This window comes from Ruegeria sp. THAF33 (assembly GCF_009363615.1).
GTDB lineage: Bacteria > Pseudomonadota > Alphaproteobacteria > Rhodobacterales > Rhodobacteraceae > Ruegeria.
In genome coordinates this window covers 349,092-370,921 of sequence record NZ_CP045384.1, presented here as the reverse complement: position 1 = coordinate 370,921, position 21,830 = coordinate 349,092, and the positions used below count along the sequence as shown (strand labels likewise).

The window sequence follows — 21,830 nt, the reverse complement described above, 5'->3', positions numbered from 1 at the left end:
CGAAGTCACGCTGCTCAAAGATTACCTAAGCTAGTTGAGAATTGCATTTAGGAGTCTAGCAATCTGGACAGCAAGAAACGGAGGAACCGCATTACCAACCTGCACATACTGTTGCGTTCGATTGCCCATGAATAAGTAGTCATCAGGGAATGTCTGTAGTCGTGCAGCCTCGCGCACGGTCAAGCTGCGGCACTGGAATGGATCGGGGTGTATGAAGTAATGTCCATCCTTCGAAATATGGCTGGTTACCGTAGTCGCGGCCGCGTCGGCAAGTTGGACTCGAAACCGATCATTGAATACGCCGCTGTGCCAGTTCCGATGATCTGGGCTGAGCGCGAGAGGAAAATCGGCAGCCTTCGGGCTGTAGCCATGCACTGACCCGAATACAGCGGCGAAGAGATACCGCCCGAGGTCCGCGGCCATGTGCCCGCGAGTTTCGTGTTGGGTGATAGCACTTAGCTCTGGCCGCTCAAGCCAGCTCTGTAGTTCATCGTTTGAGTTACCGTAACGATCCGGCAGACATGACGCAGTTCGACGGTTCGGAGCCCGTGACTTCATTTGCTTGGCAACGGATGAGAATGCCCGCCGAAGAGGAGCGTTCTCTTTCCCCTTGTGTATGTCGGCCATTAATTTCGCCGCTTCGACAACTTCTTCTCGCCACGCCAATGAATCGTCACGACCACGGCTAATACCGCTGCGTACGTCGGGCATTGTCCCGATGACGTCGCTAACCGTCCGCGTCAGACCCGAGACGGCAATCTCGGCGCGGGTTGCCTTGCCCGCAATATCGGATCGGATACCGACGATGATCACCCTGTGACGTCGTTGCGGCACTCCAAATTCTTCAGCACGCACAATGAAATCAGACGGTCGTACTGCTTCTTGCAGGCTAGCTTTTCCGTCTTCCACTCGCACTGACAGCAAGTCGTAGTGATGATCTTGGCCCGTACCAAGTGAGGACAGGTCCTCCATCAGCATCTCGAAGACAAGCCGACTTGCAACAGTCGAGGAAAGCATGCCTTTGACGTTTTCCATGACGAAAGCGGCGGGACGAAGCCTTTCGAGCACGCGGATGTACTCTCGGAATAGGTAATGCCGCTCATCATCTTCAGGTACATAGCCGATCTTGCCCTTGGCCCGGGCGCGCCCAACCATGGAATAAGCCTGACAGGGCGGCCCGCCGATGAGAATTGTATCGTCATAGTTTTTGCGCAGCTTCGCGATGGCACCGTCAATCGCCGTCGCAGCTGCTTCAGTGCCGAGCTCGAGTGCACGAGCCTCATCAATGGCAAGCTGCCACGCTTCGGCGTCGACTGCTGACCAATCCGGCTCGGGGACAAGCCCTGCATGGAAATCGATGAACTGATCGGGCAAGGCGCCTTGACGTGCCTTGTATTCACGCAGGAACGCGCGCAGCCTCAGCGTGCGATGGGCCGATGCCTCCTTCTCGACCGAGATGCCGATCCGGAACGGCGCATGTCCGTCCTCGACAAGGGATGCAAACCCCTCACCAAGTCCGCCGGGGCCGGCGAACAGATCAACGATGCCGAAAGTCGAAGGCAAATCAGGCTCCTGACGAACTTCATTCAGTCGGTGTATACCAGGTTCCAGATCGAAGACCAGGGTGCACGTGGCCGATATCGTCGACAAACAGACCCGATCCCGGATGATGGCCGGGATCAAGGGGAAGGACACGAAGCCCGAACTAGTGCTTCGGCGGGCACTTCATGCCCGCGGCTTCCGTTACCGGCTGCATTCGAAAAATTTGCCCGGGCGACCTGACCTCGTGTTTCCAAAGCATCACGCAATCGTCTTCGTGCATGGCTGCTTCTGGCACCGCCATGAGGGCTGTCGTTACACAACCAGTCCATCGACCCGCCAGGAGTTCTGGCAAGCCAAGTTCACCGCAAATGTCGCTCGGGACGAGGCAGTTCGCGATAAGCTTCTGGAAGACGGGTGGCGCATCGCCACGGTGTGGGAGTGCGCTCTCCGGAAACCGGATCAGATGAACGTCACAACCGACCTCCTATCAGCGTGGTTGCGGTCGAATGAGCCTCAGCTGCAGATCGGCGACGATGAGGCATCTTCCGTCATTCGAGCGGATGTCCGTTCAGCTCCTGACACCTAGCCACGCCAGAATCCTCTGAACACCTTGAGGTGGACATCAGGCGCGAGGGCATCGCGGGGGTCGTCCGTGAGATGGTCGCGCCGCGCAGGGTGGAGGCGGTAGCATGACCAAAACCGACGCCACGATCCGCATCCTGATCCCCCTGAAGGTTCGCAAGAAGAACGGTCGGCCTACGATCCTGCCGCCCACTGACTACCGGCCGAGTGGCGATCACACGCAAGACCCACATATTTTGCGCGCCATCGGACGGGCATGGGGCTGGCGGCGGCGCATGAAAGCTGGCGAGTTCAGCACGATCCAGGAACTGGCCGAAGCCGTGGGGCTAGCTGAGCGCCATGTAAGCCGTCAATTGCGGCTGGCCTATCTCGCGCCGGAGGTGTTGAAACGGCTGACCTGCGGGCGGGAGACTTCAGCGGTCAGCCTCCACTGTATCGCTTCCGGCGCGTCCCGAGTTTGGCACTCAATCAAAGGTTTCTTCCAAGCGTTCGCACCGTTTCGAACAACTACGCCGCCTTCGGGTGTCTCCGTTCGCTTCGACAGTGATCGCACCTGCTTCAACCCCGGCGCGATCCATTCTCGACAACTAACTGAAAATACGCCTATTTTTGAATGCGTCTCGATTTGATTGAAGGGCGGGTGGAAAGAGACGCCGGGCGTTCAGAGACAGATTTCGGCCTAACGACCAGTCTCCGAAAGTCGGATGGAATCGCTAAACCCCTTTGAACCAAAAAGAAAAAAGGCCCCGCTAGGGACCTCATCTCGGGTTTGCGAATGGTTGGTGGCGGAGGAAGCGGGATTCGAACCGATGGTTCGCTTCGTCGTGCTCGACGCAAGAATTCAGCGTCTCCGTCTTTGCCGTTCTCGGCTCCGCTCACGTTTCTCGACGGTGAGCGGGTGATCGCGGCCAAGTGCACTGTAGACGCCACCGGTCTTTGACCAATTCAGGAACTGGCTGAAGCTGTCCACCTGATCGTTCTTCCCACCGCGCGGAAACGACTGCAGTTCTCTCTTGAAGGCAGGCAACCAGGGGGCCTCTTTCGGCAAGAACACCCTGCCATTTTCAACCGGGGCAAGCGAGGACTGGAACCGGATTTCCTTGTCGTGAATTGGCTTGATACTCCGGTACCTTGTGCGATCCTGGCTAAATAGCTCGTCCAGAAGAGGTTTTCCGGTCGCCGCATCTTCGATTAAGACCCGGTCCGGGTCCCAACGATCAACAAGCGCAAGGACCTTGGCCTTGAGTGCGGGATAATCCAACTGCCCACGCCAGACGTCGAGCAGGTACCAGCTATGTTCTCGAAAACCCCATGTTGTGCAAACCGAGAATGCCGCGGTGGGATCCGCCGACCCAGCAGTATCCCAACTTTGGACCACCAACTGATACCAGCGCCGGTCCTCGACAGTCTCATAGGTTCCGAACCATTCCCAGCGCAGCGGCGAGCCATCCGGCGCAATCGGATTCTGCTGATACTGACAGTTGAAGGTGGCGGAACCCATCTCGCGGCGCATGCGGTCCAGCGTGGCCTGATCGAGGCGCGTTGGGGACAAGAGGTCGCCGGGCTTGCGCCGATAATGCCGCCCACCCCCGACCGGCACCACTTCATGCTCTTCGGCGATCGCCGGAAGGTTCAGATGTCGATACGTACCCTTGTCGAGGAGATATCCAGGCGGGTCCATCTCGTGCAGGCGCTGCGCAACCATCACGACGCGACCGTCTGCGGGGCGGTCGAAACGGGAAAGCAACGTCTGTTCGATAAACTCCTGGGCCTTGAGCAGCTCTGCTTCGGAAGTGGCATCGCCGGCCTTCAGCAGATCATCGATGATGATGTAGTCGGCCCCATGTCCGGTCACCGCACTGCCGATGGACACAGCCTTGCGGCCGCCGCCCTTCGTGGTCCGGATTTCTTCCGAGGTATTCCCCTTCCTCGCCAAACGCGTTTCAGGGAACATGGCGCGATACCAGGGGGATGCCATGACCTTGCGGCAATCCTCAGAGTGTTTTCGCGCCAGATCGAGACCGTAGCTCGCCACGATGATCTTGGCGTGGGGATTATGTCCAAGCAGGAAAGCGACATAAGCCACCGCGACCGTCACCGACTTCAGGCACCGCGGTGGTATGTTGATCACCAACCGCTGGTTTTTGCCAGTGCGGACGTTGTCGAGCTCAAAACACATCGCCCGGATATGCCAGGCCGGCTCAAACGCCGTGTCGGCGCCCTTGTGCAACGTATCAAAGACCTTCCACACAAAGGCAAAGAAGTGATCGCGACAAACCTGCTGTGAGGCCTGCGCGATCATTTGCGGATCAATGGTCGTCATCGTCCCACTCCTCCGTGTCCGTGGTTCGATCGTCGGTTTCCCTGTCTTCAATGGCGACATCGTCGTCCGCCGATTGCAGCAAGAAGTCCCGCAGGATCTCAAAGTCGACCTTGTCCACGGTGGGCGATGGGGTTTCCGTTCCCGATTCCGACGCTTCCAAGTGCACATCCCCAAAGAGATCTGCATCGATCTTCAAAAGTTGCATTAAAACCGCGGTGTCACCCTTGAGAGCGCTCGCCATCATTCGCTTGGAGAGGGCCTCGGCTTTTGAGACTTTCACACAGCGTCCGCCTTCCTGGATCGTTATTTTGGACTCCAGTTCACGCTTGAGGCTCGCTTTAACGCCCTTGGCCCCTTTGGGCCGGCCTTTCGGATTACCTGACTTGCCCTTTTTGAACTGCGTGCGTTTTGGCGGCTTGCCGTAGCCTACGTCGTAGTCACGATCATCAAGACCTTCAGACATGGTCCACCTCTTTCACCTCTGCGACCGCAGCCGCGCGTTGGTCCCAAGTCTCGCCCGATGCAGCATGCACCGTCTGCTGGCCGGTCATTTCCTGCCAGCGCCGGATGGCGACATCGACATAGGCCGGATCCAACTCGACGAGCCGAGCGCAACGACCGGTCTTTTCCGCCGCCAGCAATGTTGCGCCGGAACCACCAAAGGCATCGAGAACAATGTCACCGCGATGGCTTACATCCATCAGAGCGTCGACCACCAACGCTGTTGGCTTCACCGTCGGGTGGTCGGCGAGGTCTGCCTCCCGCCCTGCCCCGAAGGTGTTCACGCCCGCATATTCCCAGACATTGGTCCGGTTCCGGCCGTGCTTGCCGAGTTCAACATTGTTGATATGCGGTGCACCCGCCTTCTTGAAGATGGCCACCATCTCATGCTTGGAGCGATAGAGACTGCCCATCCCGCCGTTCGTCTTGTTCCAGATGCAGAGGTTGATCAGCTTAAAGCCGCAGGCCTTGCCCGCCGCAATCAGCTCTTCAATGTGGCGCCAATCCATGCAGACCATAGCAATCCCGCCATCTACCAACTGCTCAATCAAGCGCACCATTACATCCGATAGAAACGTGCGGAACTCGGCGTCTGACATTTCACCGGAGGCCATCGCAAACTCGCGATGATCGCCGCCATTGCCACTGCGCACATGACCATTAACCGGCACATTGTACGGCGGATCCGTGAAGATCATACGGCACGGTTCACCGTTCAACAGTGACTCGTAGCTTTGAGCCCGCAGAGAGTCGCCGCACAAAATGAGATGATCCCGAAGCTGCCAGAGATCGCCGGGCCGCGTGACAACGGGTTTCGCGGGATCCGGGTCTTCAACTGTCTCGGCCGCCTCAGTCGTGTCATCATCGACGCTACCGATAATGATGTCGATCTCCGGGATCTCGAAGCCTGTGATGTCGAGGCTGAAGTCGAGATCTCCCGCGAGGCTCAGATCCATCAACTCACCGAGTTCGATCCGCAAGGCGTCTTCGTTCCAGTCAGAGAGCTCCGCTAACCTGTTGTCCGCTATCCGGTAGGCCTTCACCTGCGCTGGTGTCAGGTGATCAGCGCAGATTGTAGGGATAGTAGAGAGCTTGAGGCGTTTTGCAGCCTCTATCCGCCCGTGGCCTGTGATAACCGTGTTATCATTGTCAATGACAACGGGAACAACAAAACCGAACTCGGAGATGGAGTCCGCGAGGCGGCCAAGACTCTTTTCAGAGTGAGACCGGACATTGGTTGGATAGGGTTTGAGATCGGAGATTGGCGTCTGATCAACTTTCCCGGTCATCCAGACAGGCCTGTTGCGCCGGGTTTCGGGTGTTGTATTCGATTGCGTGGGCATTTTGCCCTCCTTTCAGGTCGGCGCGTCTCTTGCGCGCTGCATCGGAAAGGATCGCGGTGGACATTCGGAGAGAGCACACAAAGCAACTCCCCGGACCAAACGATCCGGTTAAGTTGCCCCTTCGAATGCTCTCTGCTGGTCAGGTTTTTTCCGGACCGAATGAGTGCTGCCTGCGGGGACAGTCAAGCCCTTCGTTGGGAAGGACAATTCCTACATAGCGCATCACGACACGTCACGCAACCCTTCACGGATGCTAACGCACTATTAACCTTATGGTTTTGTTGACGAATAAACGGTAACACGGCACGCCGCACTGTTCTCAAGACAATTTGCCACTCAGCCAGAAACGACTGGACTAGTGCTGCGAAGCACGCATCAATGTCCTCACGCCCGAAGCCGTTTCGGGCGCTCCTCGGTACCGGGCCCGTAATTCGCGGGTGCCATCACAGAGGAGACGGACATGACCAAACCCAGACAAACCAAGATCGCCAAGGTACAAGCGATGCTGCAACGCCCATCCGGCGCAACCATTGATGCCTTGTGCAAGGCGACAGGCTGGCAAGCCCACTCGGTGCGAGCTGCACTGACCGGGCTGCGCAAAGCCGGGCACGCGATCGAACGCAGCGCGGCTGACAGCAAAACCGGCAAACCGGTGTATCGCATCGTCGCCGCGACAGAGGTGGCGTCGTGACGGTCGCGGAGATCGAAGCCATGGACCGGGCGGCGCTTGTCACCGCCTGGTCAGAGGTCTTCCGCACCCCGGTGCCCAAAGGTTTGAGCAAGGCCCTGATGCGCCGCTTTCTCGCGGTGGAGATCCAGACACGGCGGATGGGCGGCCTGTCAAAGAAGACAAAGGCCGCGCTGCAGAAGGCGCCGGATCATGCGGTCCGACCACAGAGCCGGGTACTGCAACCCGGCGGGCGCCTTCTGCGCGAGTGGAATGGTGTAACGCATGTTGTCGATGTGACCGACGACGGGTTCCTCTGGAAAGATGTAAAATACCGCTCGCTGTCGAAGATCGCCCGCGAGATCACCGGCGCACATTGGTCGGGGCCGCGGTTCTTTGGCCTGACGGGGGTGACAAAGTCATGAGTAAAGCCAAGATCCGCTGTGCCATCTACACCCGCAAGTCTACCGAAGAAGGATTGGATCAGGACTTCAACTCGCTGGACGCACAGCACGAGGCCTGCGCGGCCTATGTCGCAAGCCAGAAACACGAGGGCTGGAAGATGCTGCCGACGCGGTATGACGACGGCGGCATCTCCGGCGGCACGCTGGACCGCCCGGCTCTGCAGCAGCTCATGGCTGACATCGACTCTGGACGCATCGACATGGTGGTGGTCTACAAGATCGATCGGCTCACACGCTCGCTGGCCGACTTCGCCAAGCTGGTCGAGCGGCTGGAGAAGGCGGACTGTTCGTTCGTTTCCGTGACGCAGGCTTTCAACACCTCCTCGTCGATGGGACGCCTGACTCTGAACGTGCTGTTGTCTTTTGCCCAGTTTGAACGCGAAGTCACAGCGGAGCGCATCCGGGACAAGATCGCGGCCTCCAAGAAGAAAGGCCTTTGGATGGGAGGCATCCCGCCGCTGGGATATGATCCGCACCCCGACAAAACCCGCCGCGAATTGGTCGTGAACGTAGAAGAAGCTGAGACAGTTCGTCGGATCTTCCGTCTCTACGAGACCCATCACTGTTTGAATGCGGTTGTGCGTGAGGCCGAGGCTCTGGGAATACGCTCGAAGCGGCATGTGTTTTCCACTGGGCGCACGCAGGGCGGCATGTCCTTCAGCCGGGGGCAAATTTACCATCTGCTCACGAACCCGGTCTACCTCGGACGGATCCGTCACAAGGATCAGACCTTTGACGGTCAGCATCCGGCGATCATTGATCAGGCGCTTTGGGACAGTGTACAGCAACACCTTCAATCCGCCAGCACGCGACGGCGCGGGGGATCAACAACACAGCCGGCCTCGTCCGATGCGCCGCTGAAAGGCAAGGTGCGGGATGAGACTGGGGACATCCTGACGCCCACCCACACCAATCGACACGGCAAGCGGCAAAGGTACTATGTGTCCAACCGCCTGATCTCGGGCGGCGCGGATCCGACAGGGTGGCGGCTGCCGGCGGCGACGTTCGAGACCGCCGTAATCAAAGCGATCACCGCGCATCTCCGTGATCACGCCCGCCGGCACGATGTCCTGCGCGCCTGTGATGTTGCCCGATCTGACACCGACGCGACAGCCGTTCTCAAACTCGCGGCCCGGCTCGACGCCGAAGGCTGCAAACATGCAGTCCCGCTCATCCGCGCCGTGAGACTGGAGCAGTGCACTCTGGCTGTTGAACTCGACCCCTCGGCGGTTGCCGAGGCCATTGACGGTAGTGCCGCGTCGCTCAGCGCGAGGCTATGCACGTTCACCGCGCCCCTCACCTGCAAACGCCGCGGCGTTGAGATGAGGATCGTGGCCGGTGACAGCAGACCCGAGCCTGACCAAACCCTGATCCGCGCTCTGCGCAATGCGCATATCTGGGCGGATGCACTAAAGTCCGGCGAACCACTGAAAAACCTTGCCCAGCGCATCGGACACTCGGAGCGCTACGTCCGGCGCATCACATCCCTAATCTCGCTCTCGCCCAGGCTTCAGGGCGCGATCCTCGAGGGCACGCAGCCCGCGGAACTGAATTTGGAAGCCCTCGTGCGTAGCAACATCCCGCTCGACTGGACTCACCAAGACCGGCTATTCGGCTCGAATTTCTAAGCTTCCCTGCTCAGCGAGTCAGCTTCCCTGTTAGGCTCCTGCAAATTCCCTGTTCGTCAGATTAAATTCCCTGTTCCGCGGCTTAGGGAATTTCTCCACAACTCACTGATATTACTGCCGTAATCACGGCATAAATCACTCAGAACCTGTATAAGTCACAGAAATTCCCTGTAAATTGGCTGTTATCAGGGAAACCGGACCGGCTTATTCAGGCAACTGAGACTGTCGGGGATAATGGCGCGGGATGGGACTGCACGGTCCGTCTCAGGTCGAAAGGCACCCGCGCAAGGCGCGGAATTCACGTGGGAAATCCACGCAAAACGGAACTGTCAGAATGAGACAAGGGTGGGTGGCGGACCGAGGAGGATTCGAACCCCCGACCCCTTGATTCGTAGTCAAGTACTCTATCCAGCTGAGCTATCGGTCCGCGTTGGTGAGGCGGTGTTTAGACCTGCTGCCCGAGACGTGCAAGCCGATTCTTCAAAAAAAAATCAAAAAGTCATGTCCCCGCGCGGAAGGCTGATTTCAAAGACTGTTCCCTCGGGTCCGGTCTCTTTCAAAACCAGATCCCCGCCATGGCCGCGCACCAGCTCTTGCGAGATTGCCAGCCCCAGACCCGAGCCACCCTTTCGGACCCCGCCCTGGAAAGGCGTGAACAGGTTTTCGCGCGCCTTGGGGGGAAGACCCGGCCCTGTGTCGCGGATTTCGATGCACCAAGTGTCATCGTTTTCACAACCCGCAATGGTAACCCGGCCAGGTTTTCCGGAGGCAACCAGCGCCTGTCTTGCGTTGCGCACGAGGTTCATGATGACGCGGTATAATTGTTCGGGGTCGGCACGGGCCACAAGGGTGTCCGGCACTTCGTTCACGATCTCGACGCAGGCATCAGCGACGGCGAGTTGTTCGCTGGCCGCGACATCCGCCGCGATTGCGCGGATCGGAACCATAGTCAGAGTGGGCGCGGGCTCTTCCGCGCGTCCAAAGGCCAATGTGCTTTCACAAAGAGACACAGCCCGGGTGATGGAATTCACCAGTTTCGGCGCCATCCGCCGCACCAGCGGATCATCGCTGGCCTCGATCCGATCGGTAAACAGCTGCGCCGACGTCAGGATATTGCGCAAGTCATGGCTGACCTTGGCGACGGCCCCCCCAAGCTGCGCCAGCCTTTCCCGCTGTTTGAGCGCCTGGGTCAGGTCCGTTTGCAGCATCTTCAGCGCCTCCTCGGCCTCGCGCAGCTCCGTTACCTTCGAATTCGGTGTGATTACGCCACGCGCGTCCTCTGGCGCACTGGCATAGCGCTGCATGTAGCCGACGACGCTTTTGATGGGCCGCACAAGTACGACGCGCACGGCGAGAAACAGAAAAAACGCCGTGATGATGGAGATCACAAAGGAGAGACCGAGAATACGCAACCCGTAGTCAATCATCGCCGTTCGCAACGGCATGCTGTCCATAGTGACTTCGATCAGAAGGCCTGCCCCCTTTACCGGTTCTCCGATGACCCGGATGACTTCGTTTTCGGGCTTGAGAAAGCGGCTGAGCGCATCCCGGATCAAAACCCATGGGCTTGCATCCCGCAAATCGAACGTGTCGGCGATTGGATCGGGAATCGGCGACGACAACATCAGTTGCCGAACCTCATCCCGTCGCAATACGACATTGTAGACGCCTGCGTTTGCCAGCAGTTCCGCCTCGAGATCTTCGGCAAGCATGTCGTCCGCCAGCAAAGCCAGCGAGGCGATCTGCGCGCGTTCGAGCCTGTTCAGCAGAAAGTCCTCGCGGAATCGGGCGATCGACGGGACAAAGATCAGAACCTCGGCCAACATGACGAAGACCGTCGTCAGGATCAGAAATCGGCCCGACAGCGAGTTCAATTTGCGCCCCTCCTCAGGTTAGGTAATCCAGCGCTGGACGAACCTGACCACTCGTTTAACTGTCTGATTCTCAAACAGCCTTGGCGAGAAATAGGCTCCCGCCACCCGTTTGTTAAGCTCTCCGATCGTCGGATAGGGTGAAACCATGGCGGCGATCTGCCCCATCTTCAGGTTATTGGCCAAAGCCAACGACCACAAGTTGATCAACTCACCCGCCTGATGCCCGACGATTGTGGCGCCGACGGGTCGGCCTTTCACGACCATGACCTTGACGAAGCCTTTGGTTTTGCGCTCGGCAATCGCCCGGTCATTGTGGTGATAGTCAAAACGGGCGATTTCGAGCTTTTCTCCATGCGCCTCGCGGGCCTGAGCTTCGGTCAGTCCGATCTGGGCCAGCTCCGGGTCCGTATAGGTGGCCCAAGGAATATGTTCCGTTTTCGCCCTGGACGGCAGACCGAACAGGGCCGAACGAATGATGACACCTGCATGATACCCTGCAACATGGGTGAATTGCAGGCCACCGGCCACATCTCCGATCGCATAGACGCGGCGATTGGTCGTGCGCAGCGCGTCATCCGTCATGATGCCGGTTCTCGTGCGTTCAATTCCGGCTGCCTCCAGATTCAGACGCTCGATATTGGCTTTGCGACCGACGGCGATCAAAAGATGAGAGCCCCGGTGAGTTTCACCGTTTTCGGCAACGACCTCCACAGCGCCCTCTGTTCCGCGCACCTGCGCGATCATGGCGTTTTCCCGGATGTCCACGCCTTCACTGCGCAGGGTATCCAGCACCACGGAGGCAGCCTCGGGATCGTCTTTGCCCAAGGCTTTGAGCCCTTCGACGACCGTCACCTTGCTGCCGAGGCGTATATGGGCCTGCGCCATCTCCATCCCGATCGGTCCGCCCCCGATGATCAGCAGGTGATCTGGCCGCTCTCTCAAGTCAAAGATGGTTTCGTTCGTATAATAGGGCACCGTGTCCAACCCCGGAATCGGCGGCACCAGCGGTGATGAACCGGTCGCGATGACGATGCGACGTGCACAGATGACATGATCCCCGGCCTGCACCTTTTCAGGGGATATGAACGTGCCGTATTCGCGGATGACCTTCACGCCGAAGGCTTCGAACCGCTGCTGACTGTCCATCGGTTCGATCTGCGCGATCACATCATGAACATGATCCTTTACTGCGGCGTAGTCGACCTGAGGGATTGTATCAGCGACGCCAAAACGAACGGAATGCGCCTGAGCGTGGGCCGCTTTGCCACTTGCGATCAGCGCCTTCGACGGGACACAGCCGAAATTCAGGCAATCCCCACCCATCTTGTGCCCTTCCAGCAGGACAACATCCGCACCCATCTGGCTGGCACCCGCGGCGACGGACAATCCTCCGGACCCGGCGCCAATGACCAGGAGATCGGTTTTCAACTCTTTCATGGTTCAGGTGCCTCTTTTCGCGCGCAGTGCTTTGAAAACGATGGGCAAGGCGGCCAATATACACAACCCGATAATCGGCCCGATCACGAACGGTTCCCACAGCAACGAAACATCAGGCGTTTCCCCACGGTCGAATACACCGCCCAGACCGACCCCGATCCACGTGTACACGATACCTCCGGGAATGATGCCCAGCGCGGTCGTCAAAAGAAAATTGCGGAACTTCACACCGACCAAAGCCGGCACGAGATTGGCAACAAAGAACGGCACCACCGGCACCAGACGCAGCAGAAACAACACCGAGATTTCGTTTTCCCGCAGACCGTCCTTCAGTTTCCTGACCGTGCCTTCTGATGATTCCAAGCGCGACGTCAGGGCTTCGCCCAAGCCCCAGCGCGCCGCCAGAAAGATCGCCGACGCACCGATGGTGGCGGACACGACATTGAAAACGGTTCCCGCAAAAAGACCGAAAAGAAAACCGCCCGTCATCGAAGCCACCGCGGCACCGGGAAGTGAAAAGGCCACAATGACGATGTAAATGGCGACAAAAGCGGCTGCCATGATCCAATAGTGACCGTCCCGCCACGCCAGAAGCGCCTCGCGATTGTCCCGCAAGGTCTCGAAAGTCAGGTAATCCCCAAGTGTGAAAAAGCCGACAACGGCAACGCTCAGGATTACAAGCAACGGAATGTGGCGCGCGAAACCATTGCGCGGCGCCTGGCTTGTGTCGGACATCAGATTTTCCGGTTCTTTGTGCTTCATCTTATGCCCAAGATGCGCTGACTGACGGGCCGGCAACAGGGGGATCACGGGGCCTTGATCTGTGTGGCACCGAATGTGAGGGATTTCGGCGATAAACGGGTATTTTGAAACCTTTTGCCGTTGCCGGTTACAGAATTGTTGCAAAAGCTGCGAAAACCTGGCCGTTGGGGTTTGACTTACCCCCCGCTTGGCAGTAGAGGACGGGCTTCGAACACCACGGGCAGGCGAATCCGCGCCGCACCCGACCGCATAGATTGGAGACGGAGCGATGAAACGCACCTATCAGCCTTCGAACCTGGTTCGCAAACGCCGCCACGGTTTCCGCGCGCGCATGGCCACTAAGGCCGGCCGCAAGATCCTGAATGCACGCCGCGCACGCGGCCGCAAATCGCTGAGCGCGTAAACCGCTCACCGATCAGGTTATGAACATGACGCCGCCGGAGGCCCCTGAGGTTGGTAGGAACCACCCCGGGAACAAGCCCCCGGCGGCGTCCGTTTGTGCATCTGCACCCCTGACCGTTCTCAAGAAGCGGTCCGACTTTCTGAAAGCGGCGCGTGCCCGCCGACAAGGCACGTCTTCGATGATGGTTCAGGCCCGCAAGCGCGCGCCCGGCGAGGGCGTCGGGATTCGCGTGGGCTTCACTTGCTCGAAAAAAGTGGGCAATGCCGTGGCCCGCAACCGCGCCAAGCGCCGTCTGCGCGAAGCCGCACGGGCCGTGTTGCCCGAAGCCGGCCGCGACGGGTGGGATTACGTTCTGATCGGCCGTGCCGAAGTTACCGCCAACCGCCCCTATGACGCATTGTTGGACGACCTGCGCTATGCGCTCCGCAAGGTGCATGCGGCCGAAGAATGACCTTCCTGTCCCATATCGTCGCCCTGCCTGTTCGGGCGTATCGGCTGATCTTCAGCCCATGGGTCGGTTTCAACTGTCGCTACCAACCCACCTGTTCCGCCTATGCGCTTGAGGCGCTGGAGAAACACGGGGCGGTCAAAGGATCCTACCTGGCCGCTCATCGGATCTGCCGTTGCCACCCTTGGGGCGGCGACGGATACGATCCGGTACCTGACGACAAGCATAACGACCCTTCGTCCTGACCCCTCGTCAGACTTGACCGGCAAGTGCCGCGCCTGAACAGTTGGACCAGTCCAACCCGAGGTCCCGATGAAATCCCCAGCGCGCGATACCCTGCCAACCCACGATGTCCTGAACCAACCGCCCGCGCGCGGCGGCATCGATCTTTGGCTGTCCGATCCGGTCCTGCAAGACGCAGCAAAGACAGCGGGCGCGCGCGCCTTGGAACTGGCGGCATATGGCAAAACACTCGGAACCGAAGAAACGCGGGAACTGGGTCGGGAAGCCAACCGGCATCCGCCAGAGCTGCGGCTGTTCGATCCCGGCGGCAGACGCCTGGACGAGGTGCGCTTTCACCCGGCCTATCATCAGATGATGCAGATCAGCCAATCGGCGGGCTATGCCGCACTGGCCTGGGATAGACAGCCCGGAGGGCACGCGACCCATGCGGCGATGGTCTATTTGGCCGGACAGGTCGAACCCGGGCATTGCTGCCCGATGACCATGACCTATGCAGCAATCCCTGCACTGGCCGCCAATGAACACATTGCCTCGCTCTGGCAGCCAAAACTCATGGCCCGCCACTATGATCCTTCGAAGGAACCGATCGGTCAAAAGACCAGCGCGACGCTAGGGATGGCGATGACCGAGAAACAGGGCGGTTCGGACATACGCGCCAATACGACCATTGCGGCACGCGACGGGGATCACTGGCGCTTGCGCGGGCACAAGTGGTTCTGTTCCGCGCCAATGTCGGATGGGTTCCTGACACTGGCGCAGGCGCCCGGCGGGTTGACCTGTTTTCTGGCGCCCCGCTGGCTCGAGGGCGAACGCAATGCGATCCAACTGATGCGTCTGAAGGACAAGCTGGGCAACAAATCCAACGCATCCTCGGAAATCGAGTATCATGACGCGCTGGCCTATCAGTTGGGCGAAGAAGGCGCGGGCATACGCACCATACTGGAAATGGTGCACCACACGCGGCTTGATACAGCCATGGCACCGGCCGGGCTGATGCGTGCCGCGCTCAGCGCAGCGCATCATTGGGTGGAACACCGCAGCGCATTTCAGCGCCGATTGATTGATCAACCGCTGATGCAAGCGGTCCTGTCCGACCTTGTTCTGGACTGGGAAGGCGCAGTGACTCTGGGAATGCGTGTGGCGCAGGCATTTGACGGCCAGACACCCGAAGACAAGGCCTTTGCCCGGATCGGCGTCGCATTGGCCAAGTTCCTGAACAACAAGCGCTGCCCGGTCGTCGTCGTCGAAGCGATGGAAGTGCTGGGCGGCATGGGGTACGTCGAAGACACGCCCTTGCCCCTGATCTACCGTGAAGCGCCCCTGAACAGCATCTGGGAGGGGTCAGGCAATGTGATCTGCCTCGATATCCTGCGCACCCTGACGCGTGAGCCGCTGGCCGCCGAGGTTCTGGGGGCCGAGTTGGATGCGGTGAGAGGCACGGACAGAAGTTATGACGCAGCTCTGACCGCGCATCGCAGCCGCTGGCCCGGTCCGCCGCCCGAGGCCGAAGCGCGCTGGTACGCTGAACGTACGGCACTGCTGCTGACGGCCTCGCAATTGCTGCGCCATGCGCCCGGCGCTGTGGCTGACGGCTTTGTTGCCACACGTCTTTCAGGCGATAGCGGCCGCATTCCCGGAGCAGTAGCCGGGTTGGATACCGGCGCCCTGCTGGCGCGGCTTGGCTGACCCGCCACTTGCCCGGTTGCGCCATCTGCTGTAGGGGCAGCGCATGTTTGATGATGCAGACGATATCCACCCGCTCTTTGCTGGCGCGCCCTCGACCACCGAGTTCAAGAAACTGCGCAAACGCATCGTGCGCCAGACCCGCGAAGCGATCGAGCAATACGGGATGGTGGACCCCTCCGCCCATGACAAGACCGGCACACCGCCGCGTTGGCTTGTCTGCCTGTCGGGCGGCAAGGACAGTTATACGCTGCTGGCCGTCCTCTACGAACTCAAATGGCGCGGATTGCTGCCCGTCGATCTTCTGGCTTGCAATCTGGATCAGGGACAACCCGGATTTCCGGCAACGGTCCTGCCAGAGTTTCTGGACCGCATGGGTGTGCCACACAGGATCGAGTACCAGGACACGTACTCTGTTGTGATGGACAAGGTCCCGCAGGGCCGAACATATTGCGCCCTGTGCTCGCGACTTCGCCGCGGCAACCTGTATCGCATTGCCCGGGAAGAAGGCTGTTCCGCCGTCGTGCTGGGCCACCACCGCGACGATATTCTCGAAACGTTTTTCATGAACCTCTTCCACGGAGGCCGTCTGGCCACCATGCCACCGAAACTGGTGAATGAAGAGGGAGATCTTTTTGTCTTCCGCCCGCTTGCCCACGTCGCCGAAGCCGACTGCGAGAAATTTGCCAAGGCCATGCAATATCCGATCATCCCCTGCGATTTGTGCGGCAGTCAGGACGGGTTGCAACGGCAGCAGGTCAAACAGATTCTCGATCAATGGGAAAAGAACAGTCCGGGCCGGCGGCAGGTTATGTTCCGCGCGTTAACAAATGCGCGCCCGTCGCACCTTTTGGATGCAAAACTCTTTGATTTTGTTAATCTTTCCGTAAACTCTGACGAAAAAGCGGAAAATTTGGAAGAAATACCGCTTCTGCGTTAACGACTGACTCAGACTGGTTTCCTAGGCTCGGCACACCATTCATGCCCAAGGTCAGGACCCGATGCGGAATCATCCTTTCGTCGACCGTATTATTGAAGCTTTGAGAAATGTGGCATACGGCCCAGCCGTTCTCGCCTTTGTTCCGGCAACAAGCCTGGGGGCGTTCTGGCTTGGCGGTGAACGCGCTTTGGTCGCGGTGGCTCTGGGCTTGCCCATGATGATTGCCGGCATAGCGGCAATGGCCCCCAACCCGGCAGACAGGAAACGGCAACAAGGTGGCCTGCTGCCGAATGACCAGTTCGAAACTGTTCTGGCAGAGGTGCTCTCGGATAGTCGCCGCAGCGGTGAAACGTCGGCCTGTTTCGCTGTGATCCTGGACGACTATATGCAAATGCTCGATCTGCATGGCCAAGCAGCAGCAAACCATGTGGCACTGCAATTCTGCTCTCGTGTCATGTCCATGATCCGCGCCAGTGACTCCGCGACCCGGATCGATGGAAACAAGATGATGGTTGTTCTGCACCCGGCGCAACAGCTTGATCTGGAAACCTGCATTCAGATGTCGGGACGAATGCAATCCGCGGTCGAAGACCCCATCATGCTGAACGGAACCGGAGTTTACATGTCCTGCTCCATCGGTTTCTGCCTCAGCAGCAATGTCCCCGACGGCACCGCGACGGATTGGTGCGACGCTGCAAACAACGCGCTGCAAGAAGCACAGCAAAACGGGCCGTCGACGATTCGTGCCTTTTCGTCCGAAACACGTCGCCGGGCTCAGGTCAGAACCAATCTGCGCAAGGAATTTGATGCGGCGCTGGAAAGCGGTGAAATTCGTCCATGGTTTCAACCGCAGATCTCGACGGATACCGGGCGCGTGTCCGGGTTCGAGGCTCTGGCCCGCTGGGAACACCCGAAAAAAGGAGTGCTGGGTCCCAATGTCTTTCTGCCCTTTGCCGAACAGGCGGAGTTGATGGGCAAGCTGGGGCAGGCGATGCGGCATCACGCCTTTTGCGCAATGCGCGAATGGGATCGCGCCGGTCTGACCGTACCACGCATCGGCATCAACTTTTCGTCGGACGAATTGCGTGACCCGGGGCTGATCGACCGCCTGAAATGGGAATTGGATCAATGCGATCTGACCCCGGACAGATTGGCGGTCGAAGTATTGGAGACCGTGTTTTCCAGAGGGCCGGATGACGTAATCACCCGCAATGTCACGGGCTTGGCCGCGATGGGGTGCTGTATCGATCTGGACGATTTCGGCACAGGGCATGCCTCGATCGCGTCAATCAAGCGGTTCAACGTGTCCCGGATCAAAATCGACCGCTCTTTCGTGACAAAGGCGGACCAGGACCCAAGCCAGCAGCAGTTGGCCAGCGCAATTCTGACCATGGCAGAACGGCTGAGTCTGGAAACGCTTGCTGAAGGTGTTGAAACGCCCGGGGAACACGCCTTGATGGCGCAATTGGGATGTGACCACGTTCAGGGGTTTGGCATCGGCAAGCCCATGCCTTTCGAAAAAACCAAGGGCTGGATCACGTCTCATTGCAACAAGATCGACGGAATGCCCAAAATCGGGCGGCAAACCGGCTGAAGAACCGGAAACTGCGCCACAGAAGACCAATCCGTGACGAAATGACGAGCGATTCCGCTTGACCTTTGGGCCTGCACTCTGTTGAACCCTGCGGGTGTCTTTCACTGCTCAAGGTGGCTGTCCCAGATGGACGATCAGAACAAGAATCTCATCCTCGCAACCGCGCTCAGCTTTCTCGTGATCCTGGTCTGGTTCGTGCTGTTCCCTCCGCCGGAACCCACACCAACCACGGAACAGGCTGAAATCGCCAGCATCGAAGGGAATGAGGTTCAGACGCCCAGCGCCGCTGATACCGGTACGGTCGGCGAAGCAACTGCAAGCGCCACTGAGGCCGAAGCCGAACCCGAAGCGCCCCGCGTCAGCATCGACACGCCCCGCCTGACGGGCAGCCTGTCGCTTGCCGGTGGCCGAATTGATGAGCTGTCGCTGAAGGATTACAAGGTTTCATTGGCCGAGGATTCTCCGATCGTCGAACTTCTGTCCCCGGTTGGAAGTGACTCTGCCTATTATGCCCTTTATGGCTGGGCCCCCGGCGCGGGCCTGTCGGTCACGGACGTTCCCGGCCCGAACACTCTTTGGACGCTTGAGCAGGGCGAAACTCTGGGTGTTGACACTCCGATCACGCTGGCCTGGGACAATGGAAACGGCCTCACCTTCCGCCGCACCATTGCCGTTGATGAAGACTATATGTTCTCGGTCACCCAGTCGGTCGAGAACACCACGGACGCCGAAGTCGGCATGGCCCCCTACGGCATTCTGGCCCGCCACGGCATGGGCGAAGACGGTGATCTGCCGGGCCTGAAGAACTTCTTCATTCTTCACGAAGGCGTCATGGTCATGTCTGACGGCGTTCTGGATGAGATCGACTATGGCGATGTGCGCGATTTCGATATCGACCCCAATGAACGCGCACAGGCCGAGGTCTATCAGGTCAAAGAAGGCGGCTGGATCGGGTTCACGGATCACTACTGGATGACCACCCTGATCCCGGCCGAGGGTGCAGCGTTCAAAGCCGCTGCCAAATACGATTCACGACGCAAAATCTATCAAACGGAAACGGTGCTGCCGACACTGACAGTCGCGCCCGGTACGACGGAAGAGGTCACGACCAGACTGTTCGCCGGTGCCAAGGAGTGGGAAACCATCCGGGAGTATCAGGCAGAAGGTGTTCAGAAGTTCATCGACAGCATCGACTGGGGTTGGTTCTACTTCCTGACCAAGCCGATCTTCTGGCTGCTGCACAACATCAACGCCCTGATTGGAAACATGGGCTGGTCAATCATCGGCCTGACGCTGATCATCAAGGCCATCCTTTTCCCGCTCGCCTTCAAGTCCTACGTCTCGATGGCGAAGATGAAGGAATTGCAGCCGCAAATGGAAGCCCTGAAAGAAGCCGCAGGCGATGATCGCCAGAAAATGCAGCAGGGCATGATGGAGCTGTACAAAAAGGAAAAGGTGAACCCTGCCGCAGGCTGCTTGCCAATTCTGTTGCAGATTCCGATCTTCTTCTCGCTGTACAAGGTGATTTTCGTGACGATCGAACTGCGTCAGGCCCCATGGTTCGGCCCGTTCCAGGACCTGAGCGCGCCGGACCCAACCTCGATCTTCAACTTCTTTGGCTTGCTGCCTTGGGCCGCACCTGCACCCGAAAGCCTGATGGCGCTGATCTTCATCGGTATTCTGCCGCTGCTGCTGGGTATTTCGATGTGGTTGCAGCAGAAACTGAACCCGGCGCCAACCGATCCGACGCAGGCCATGATCTTTGCCTGGATGCCTTGGGTCTTCATGTTCATGCTGGGTGGTTTCGCCAGTGGTCTGGTCGTGTACTGGATCGCGAACAACACGATCACATTCACACAGCAATATCTGATCATGCGCAGCCAGGGCTATAAGCCGGATGTATTCGGAAACATAAAGTCCGGTTTCAAGCGGACGCCAAAAACGGACAGCAAATGAGCGGAACGGTCTCAAGCCTTTGGCGCCACCCGATCAAAAGCCATGGGCGAGAAGCCCTGAGCCACGTCACACTCATCCCCGGGCAGACCATGCCCGGGGATCGCGTTTGGGCGGTCGCTCATGAGGCCGCCAAAACCGATGGTTCGGAATGGGCACCCTGTTTCAATTTCAGCCGCGGTTCAAAAGCGCCTCAGTTGATGGCCATTTCGGCCGAATTGCAGGGCGACCGGGTTAAATTGCGCCACCCGCAACGACCGGGTCTCAGTTTTGCGCCGGACACCGAACAAGAGGCTTTTCTGGACTGGGTGAAACCGATTATGCCGGCGGACCGGGCTGCATCTGCCCGGATCGTTCGGGTTCCGGGGCGCGGTATGACGGACAGCGACTTTCCATCGATCAGCCTGTGCAACATGGCATCGCATCGCGCAGTCGAACAGAAACTGGACCGGACTCTGTCCATTGTTCGATGGCGCGGCAATATCTGGTTCGAAGGTCTGCCGTTATGGGATGAGTTTGACTGGCTGGGTCGTGACGTGCGCATTGGCGAGGCCGTGCTTCGCGTCCGCGAGCGGATCACGCGATGTATGGCCACCACCGCCAATCCCGAAACCGGTGAGAGGGACGCAGACACCCTGCGCGCCCTGAACAGTTGGGACCATCAGGATTTCGGCGTTTACGCCGAGGTCGTCCAGGGTGGCGAAATCCGCGTCAACGATGAGGTGCAGGTGCTATGACCACGCTTCCCTTCCCCCTGGCCGAAGACCCGGATGAATTCGCCCTGGAGCGAGGCCGCAAACTGTTTGCAGGCCCGTCCGAGTTCGTCAAAGGCGTTGTCGCCATGAATGGCCTTCCCGCCCCTGACCGGTTGGAAGTCTGTTTTGCGGGGCGTTCGAACGTGGGCAAATCCAGCCTGATCAATGCCTTGACCGGCACGAAGGGTCTGGCCCGCGCATCCAACACGCCTGGCCGCACGCAAGAGATCAACTTTTTCACCCAAGGCCCTGAACTCTATCTCGTGGACCTGCCGGGCTATGGCTATGCAAACGCCCCGGTGAAAGTGGTCGAGAAGTGGCAGAAGCTGCTGAAACAATATCTCAGCGGGCGCCAGACACTGCGCCGCGCCTTTGTCCTGATCGACTCGCGCCACGGGGTAAAACCGGTCGATGACGAAATCATGAAGTTGCTGGACACCAGCGCCGTGACATTTCAATGCGTTCTGACCAAGGCAGACAAGGTCAAAGCCAAGGATCGCGAGAAGGTGCTGGAGCAAACCCGGGCCGCGTTGTCCAAACATCCCGCGGCTTTTCCGGAAATTGTACTTACCTCTTCCGAAAAGGGTGATGGCATCGCGACCCTGCGGTCCATCATTGCGCATCTGGAATAGCTTCGCCCTTGGCAGCGTGGGGCAAAGGTCCTAACACGGTTTTCCAGAAGGACTTT

The 21,830-nt window shown here is 58.9% G+C and carries 21 protein-coding genes and 1 tRNA gene; 14 read left to right on the top strand and 8 right to left on the bottom strand.

From position 1 onward, the window contains the following. Window positions 1–30 precede the first annotated feature (30 nt). Window positions 31–1,563 carry a DNA cytosine methyltransferase gene (locus FIU92_RS01870; protein WP_172978453.1) on the bottom strand — a complete coding sequence of 511 codons (1,533 nt, stop codon included), beginning with the start codon at window positions 1,561–1,563 and terminating at the stop codon, window positions 31–33. A 67-nt stretch (window positions 1,564–1,630) separates the two neighbouring features. On the opposite strand from FIU92_RS01870, the gene FIU92_RS01865 reads away from it, so the two are divergent. Together FIU92_RS01865 and FIU92_RS22980 are read left to right on the top strand one after the other, a co-directional pair. After that, window positions 1,631–2,128 (top strand): very short patch repair endonuclease, encoded by a 498-nt coding sequence (locus FIU92_RS01865; protein WP_152456937.1) that lies wholly within the window; start codon window positions 1,631–1,633, stop codon window positions 2,126–2,128. A 103-nt stretch (window positions 2,129–2,231) separates the two neighbouring features. Then, the gene (locus tag FIU92_RS22980) at window positions 2,232–2,753 is read left to right on the top strand and encodes a hypothetical protein (RefSeq protein ID WP_254705341.1); all 522 of its coding nucleotides are present in this window, start codon (window positions 2,232–2,234) and stop codon (window positions 2,751–2,753) included. Window positions 2,754–2,965: 212 nt separating this feature from the next. On the opposite strand, the gene terL is transcribed toward FIU92_RS22980, so the two are convergent. The 3 genes from terL to FIU92_RS01850 are packed head-to-tail and all read right to left on the bottom strand — an operon-like array spanning window position 2,966 to window position 6,291. Then, window positions 2,966–4,447 carry a phage terminase large subunit gene (terL, locus tag FIU92_RS01855; RefSeq protein ID WP_172978452.1) on the bottom strand — a complete coding sequence of 494 codons (1,482 nt, stop codon included), beginning with the start codon at window positions 4,445–4,447 and terminating at the stop codon, window positions 2,966–2,968. Further along, entirely contained in the window at window positions 4,434–4,910 is a 477-nt protein-coding gene (locus FIU92_RS22680) for a DUF5681 domain-containing protein (RefSeq protein WP_172978451.1), read from the bottom strand. The genes terL and FIU92_RS22680 overlap by 14 nt, the downstream gene beginning before the upstream one ends. Then, window positions 4,903–6,291, bottom strand: a complete 1,389-nt coding sequence (locus tag FIU92_RS01850; RefSeq protein ID WP_254705340.1) for a DNA methyltransferase — start codon at window positions 6,289–6,291, stop codon at window positions 4,903–4,905. The genes FIU92_RS22680 and FIU92_RS01850 overlap by 8 nt, the downstream gene beginning before the upstream one ends. A 460-nt stretch (window positions 6,292–6,751) precedes the next feature. Between FIU92_RS01850 and FIU92_RS01845 the strand changes: the two genes are divergently transcribed. The 3 genes from FIU92_RS01845 to FIU92_RS01835 are packed head-to-tail and all read left to right on the top strand — an operon-like array spanning window position 6,752 to window position 9,050. Then, window positions 6,752–6,982 (top strand): DUF3489 domain-containing protein, encoded by a 231-nt coding sequence (locus tag FIU92_RS01845; protein ID WP_152456935.1) that lies wholly within the window; start codon window positions 6,752–6,754, stop codon window positions 6,980–6,982. Beyond that, on the top strand, window positions 6,979–7,383 hold the full coding sequence (locus FIU92_RS01840; protein WP_152456934.1) for a DUF2924 domain-containing protein: 405 nt from the start codon (window positions 6,979–6,981) through the stop codon (window positions 7,381–7,383). Before FIU92_RS01845 ends, FIU92_RS01840 begins: the two co-directional genes overlap by 4 nt. Next, a complete protein-coding gene (locus FIU92_RS01835) occupies window positions 7,380–9,050 on the top strand; it encodes a recombinase family protein (RefSeq protein ID WP_152456933.1) in 1,671 nt (556 codons plus the stop codon). The genes FIU92_RS01840 and FIU92_RS01835 overlap by 4 nt, the downstream gene beginning before the upstream one ends. 350 nt (window positions 9,051–9,400) lie before the next feature. Here the strand turns inward: FIU92_RS01835 and FIU92_RS01830 are convergent. From FIU92_RS01830 to FIU92_RS01815, 4 genes are all read right to left on the bottom strand, one after another. Beyond that, window positions 9,401–9,477, bottom strand: a tRNA-Arg gene (locus tag FIU92_RS01830). Between the two features lie 64 nt (window positions 9,478–9,541). Further along, window positions 9,542–10,924 carry a sensor histidine kinase gene (locus FIU92_RS01825; protein ID WP_152456932.1) on the bottom strand — a complete coding sequence of 461 codons (1,383 nt, stop codon included), beginning with the start codon at window positions 10,922–10,924 and terminating at the stop codon, window positions 9,542–9,544. An 18-nt stretch (window positions 10,925–10,942) separates the two neighbouring features. Next, window positions 10,943–12,361 (bottom strand): NAD(P)/FAD-dependent oxidoreductase, encoded by a 1,419-nt coding sequence (locus tag FIU92_RS01820; protein ID WP_152456931.1) that lies wholly within the window; start codon window positions 12,359–12,361, stop codon window positions 10,943–10,945. A 3-nt stretch (window positions 12,362–12,364) separates the two neighbouring features. After that, the gene (locus FIU92_RS01815; protein ID WP_152456930.1) at window positions 12,365–13,096 is read right to left on the bottom strand and encodes a TVP38/TMEM64 family protein; all 732 of its coding nucleotides are present in this window, start codon (window positions 13,094–13,096) and stop codon (window positions 12,365–12,367) included. A gap of 295 nt (window positions 13,097–13,391) precedes the next feature. Here FIU92_RS01815 and rpmH point away from each other — a divergent pair, with 295 nt between their 5' ends. From rpmH to yihA, 9 genes are all read left to right on the top strand, one after another. Beyond that, window positions 13,392–13,526, top strand: coding sequence for a 50S ribosomal protein L34 (gene rpmH / locus FIU92_RS01810; RefSeq protein WP_005980833.1), 135 nt, complete (start codon window positions 13,392–13,394; stop codon window positions 13,524–13,526). Between the two features lie 25 nt (window positions 13,527–13,551). Beyond that, the gene (gene rnpA / locus FIU92_RS01805; protein WP_152456929.1) at window positions 13,552–13,977 is read left to right on the top strand and encodes a ribonuclease P protein component; all 426 of its coding nucleotides are present in this window, start codon (window positions 13,552–13,554) and stop codon (window positions 13,975–13,977) included. Next, complete coding sequence (gene yidD / locus FIU92_RS01800; protein ID WP_152456928.1) at window positions 13,974–14,219, top strand: membrane protein insertion efficiency factor YidD; 246 nt, start codon at window positions 13,974–13,976, stop codon at window positions 14,217–14,219. Before rnpA ends, yidD begins: the two co-directional genes overlap by 4 nt. A gap of 67 nt (window positions 14,220–14,286) precedes the next feature. Beyond that, window positions 14,287–15,903, top strand: coding sequence for an acyl-CoA dehydrogenase family protein (locus FIU92_RS01795; protein WP_152456927.1), 1,617 nt, complete (start codon window positions 14,287–14,289; stop codon window positions 15,901–15,903). Between the two features lie 43 nt (window positions 15,904–15,946). Next, the gene (gene ttcA / locus FIU92_RS01790) at window positions 15,947–16,840 is read left to right on the top strand and encodes a tRNA 2-thiocytidine(32) synthetase TtcA (RefSeq protein WP_152456926.1); all 894 of its coding nucleotides are present in this window, start codon (window positions 15,947–15,949) and stop codon (window positions 16,838–16,840) included. Between the two features lie 61 nt (window positions 16,841–16,901). Continuing rightward, on the top strand, window positions 16,902–18,434 hold the full coding sequence (locus tag FIU92_RS01785) for a bifunctional diguanylate cyclase/phosphodiesterase (RefSeq protein ID WP_172978450.1): 1,533 nt from the start codon (window positions 16,902–16,904) through the stop codon (window positions 18,432–18,434). A 126-nt stretch (window positions 18,435–18,560) separates the two neighbouring features. Next, window positions 18,561–20,390 carry a membrane protein insertase YidC gene (yidC, locus tag FIU92_RS01780; protein ID WP_152456925.1) on the top strand — a complete coding sequence of 610 codons (1,830 nt, stop codon included), beginning with the start codon at window positions 18,561–18,563 and terminating at the stop codon, window positions 20,388–20,390. Then, complete coding sequence (locus FIU92_RS01775) at window positions 20,387–21,124, top strand: MOSC domain-containing protein (RefSeq protein WP_152456924.1); 738 nt, start codon at window positions 20,387–20,389, stop codon at window positions 21,122–21,124. Before yidC ends, FIU92_RS01775 begins: the two co-directional genes overlap by 4 nt. Next, window positions 21,121–21,774, top strand: a complete 654-nt coding sequence (yihA, locus tag FIU92_RS01770) for a ribosome biogenesis GTP-binding protein YihA/YsxC (RefSeq protein ID WP_152456923.1) — start codon at window positions 21,121–21,123, stop codon at window positions 21,772–21,774. Before FIU92_RS01775 ends, yihA begins: the two co-directional genes overlap by 4 nt. Window positions 21,775–21,830: the final 56 nt, after the last annotated feature.

Coding starts and splice junctions, on each gene's coding strand:
- FIU92_RS22980 (WP_254705341.1), top strand. CDS start 2,232: ATGACCAAAACCGACGCCACGATCCGCATCCTGATCCCCCTGAAGGTT.
- FIU92_RS01820 (WP_152456931.1), bottom strand. CDS start 12,361: ATGAAAGAGTTGAAAACCGATCTCCTGGTCATTGGCGCCGGGTCCGGA.
- FIU92_RS01785 (WP_172978450.1), top strand. CDS start 16,902: ATGCGGAATCATCCTTTCGTCGACCGTATTATTGAAGCTTTGAGAAAT.
- FIU92_RS01835 (WP_152456933.1), top strand. CDS start 7,380: ATGAGTAAAGCCAAGATCCGCTGTGCCATCTACACCCGCAAGTCTACC.
- yihA (WP_152456923.1), top strand. CDS start 21,121: ATGACCACGCTTCCCTTCCCCCTGGCCGAAGACCCGGATGAATTCGCC.
- terL (WP_172978452.1), bottom strand. CDS start 4,447: ATGACGACCATTGATCCGCAAATGATCGCGCAGGCCTCACAGCAGGTT.
- FIU92_RS01815 (WP_152456930.1), bottom strand. CDS start 13,096: ATGTCCGACACAAGCCAGGCGCCGCGCAATGGTTTCGCGCGCCACATT.
- FIU92_RS01845 (WP_152456935.1), top strand. CDS start 6,752: ATGACCAAACCCAGACAAACCAAGATCGCCAAGGTACAAGCGATGCTG.
- yidC (WP_152456925.1), top strand. CDS start 18,561: ATGGACGATCAGAACAAGAATCTCATCCTCGCAACCGCGCTCAGCTTT.
- FIU92_RS22680 (WP_172978451.1), bottom strand. CDS start 4,910: ATGTCTGAAGGTCTTGATGATCGTGACTACGACGTAGGCTACGGCAAG.
- FIU92_RS01795 (WP_152456927.1), top strand. CDS start 14,287: ATGAAATCCCCAGCGCGCGATACCCTGCCAACCCACGATGTCCTGAAC.
- ttcA (WP_152456926.1), top strand. CDS start 15,947: ATGTTTGATGATGCAGACGATATCCACCCGCTCTTTGCTGGCGCGCCC.
- yidD (WP_152456928.1), top strand. CDS start 13,974: ATGACCTTCCTGTCCCATATCGTCGCCCTGCCTGTTCGGGCGTATCGG.
- FIU92_RS01775 (WP_152456924.1), top strand. CDS start 20,387: ATGAGCGGAACGGTCTCAAGCCTTTGGCGCCACCCGATCAAAAGCCAT.
- rpmH (WP_005980833.1), top strand. CDS start 13,392: ATGAAACGCACCTATCAGCCTTCGAACCTGGTTCGCAAACGCCGCCAC.
- FIU92_RS01850 (WP_254705340.1), bottom strand. CDS start 6,291: ATGCCCACGCAATCGAATACAACACCCGAAACCCGGCGCAACAGGCCT.
- rnpA (WP_152456929.1), top strand. CDS start 13,552: ATGACGCCGCCGGAGGCCCCTGAGGTTGGTAGGAACCACCCCGGGAAC.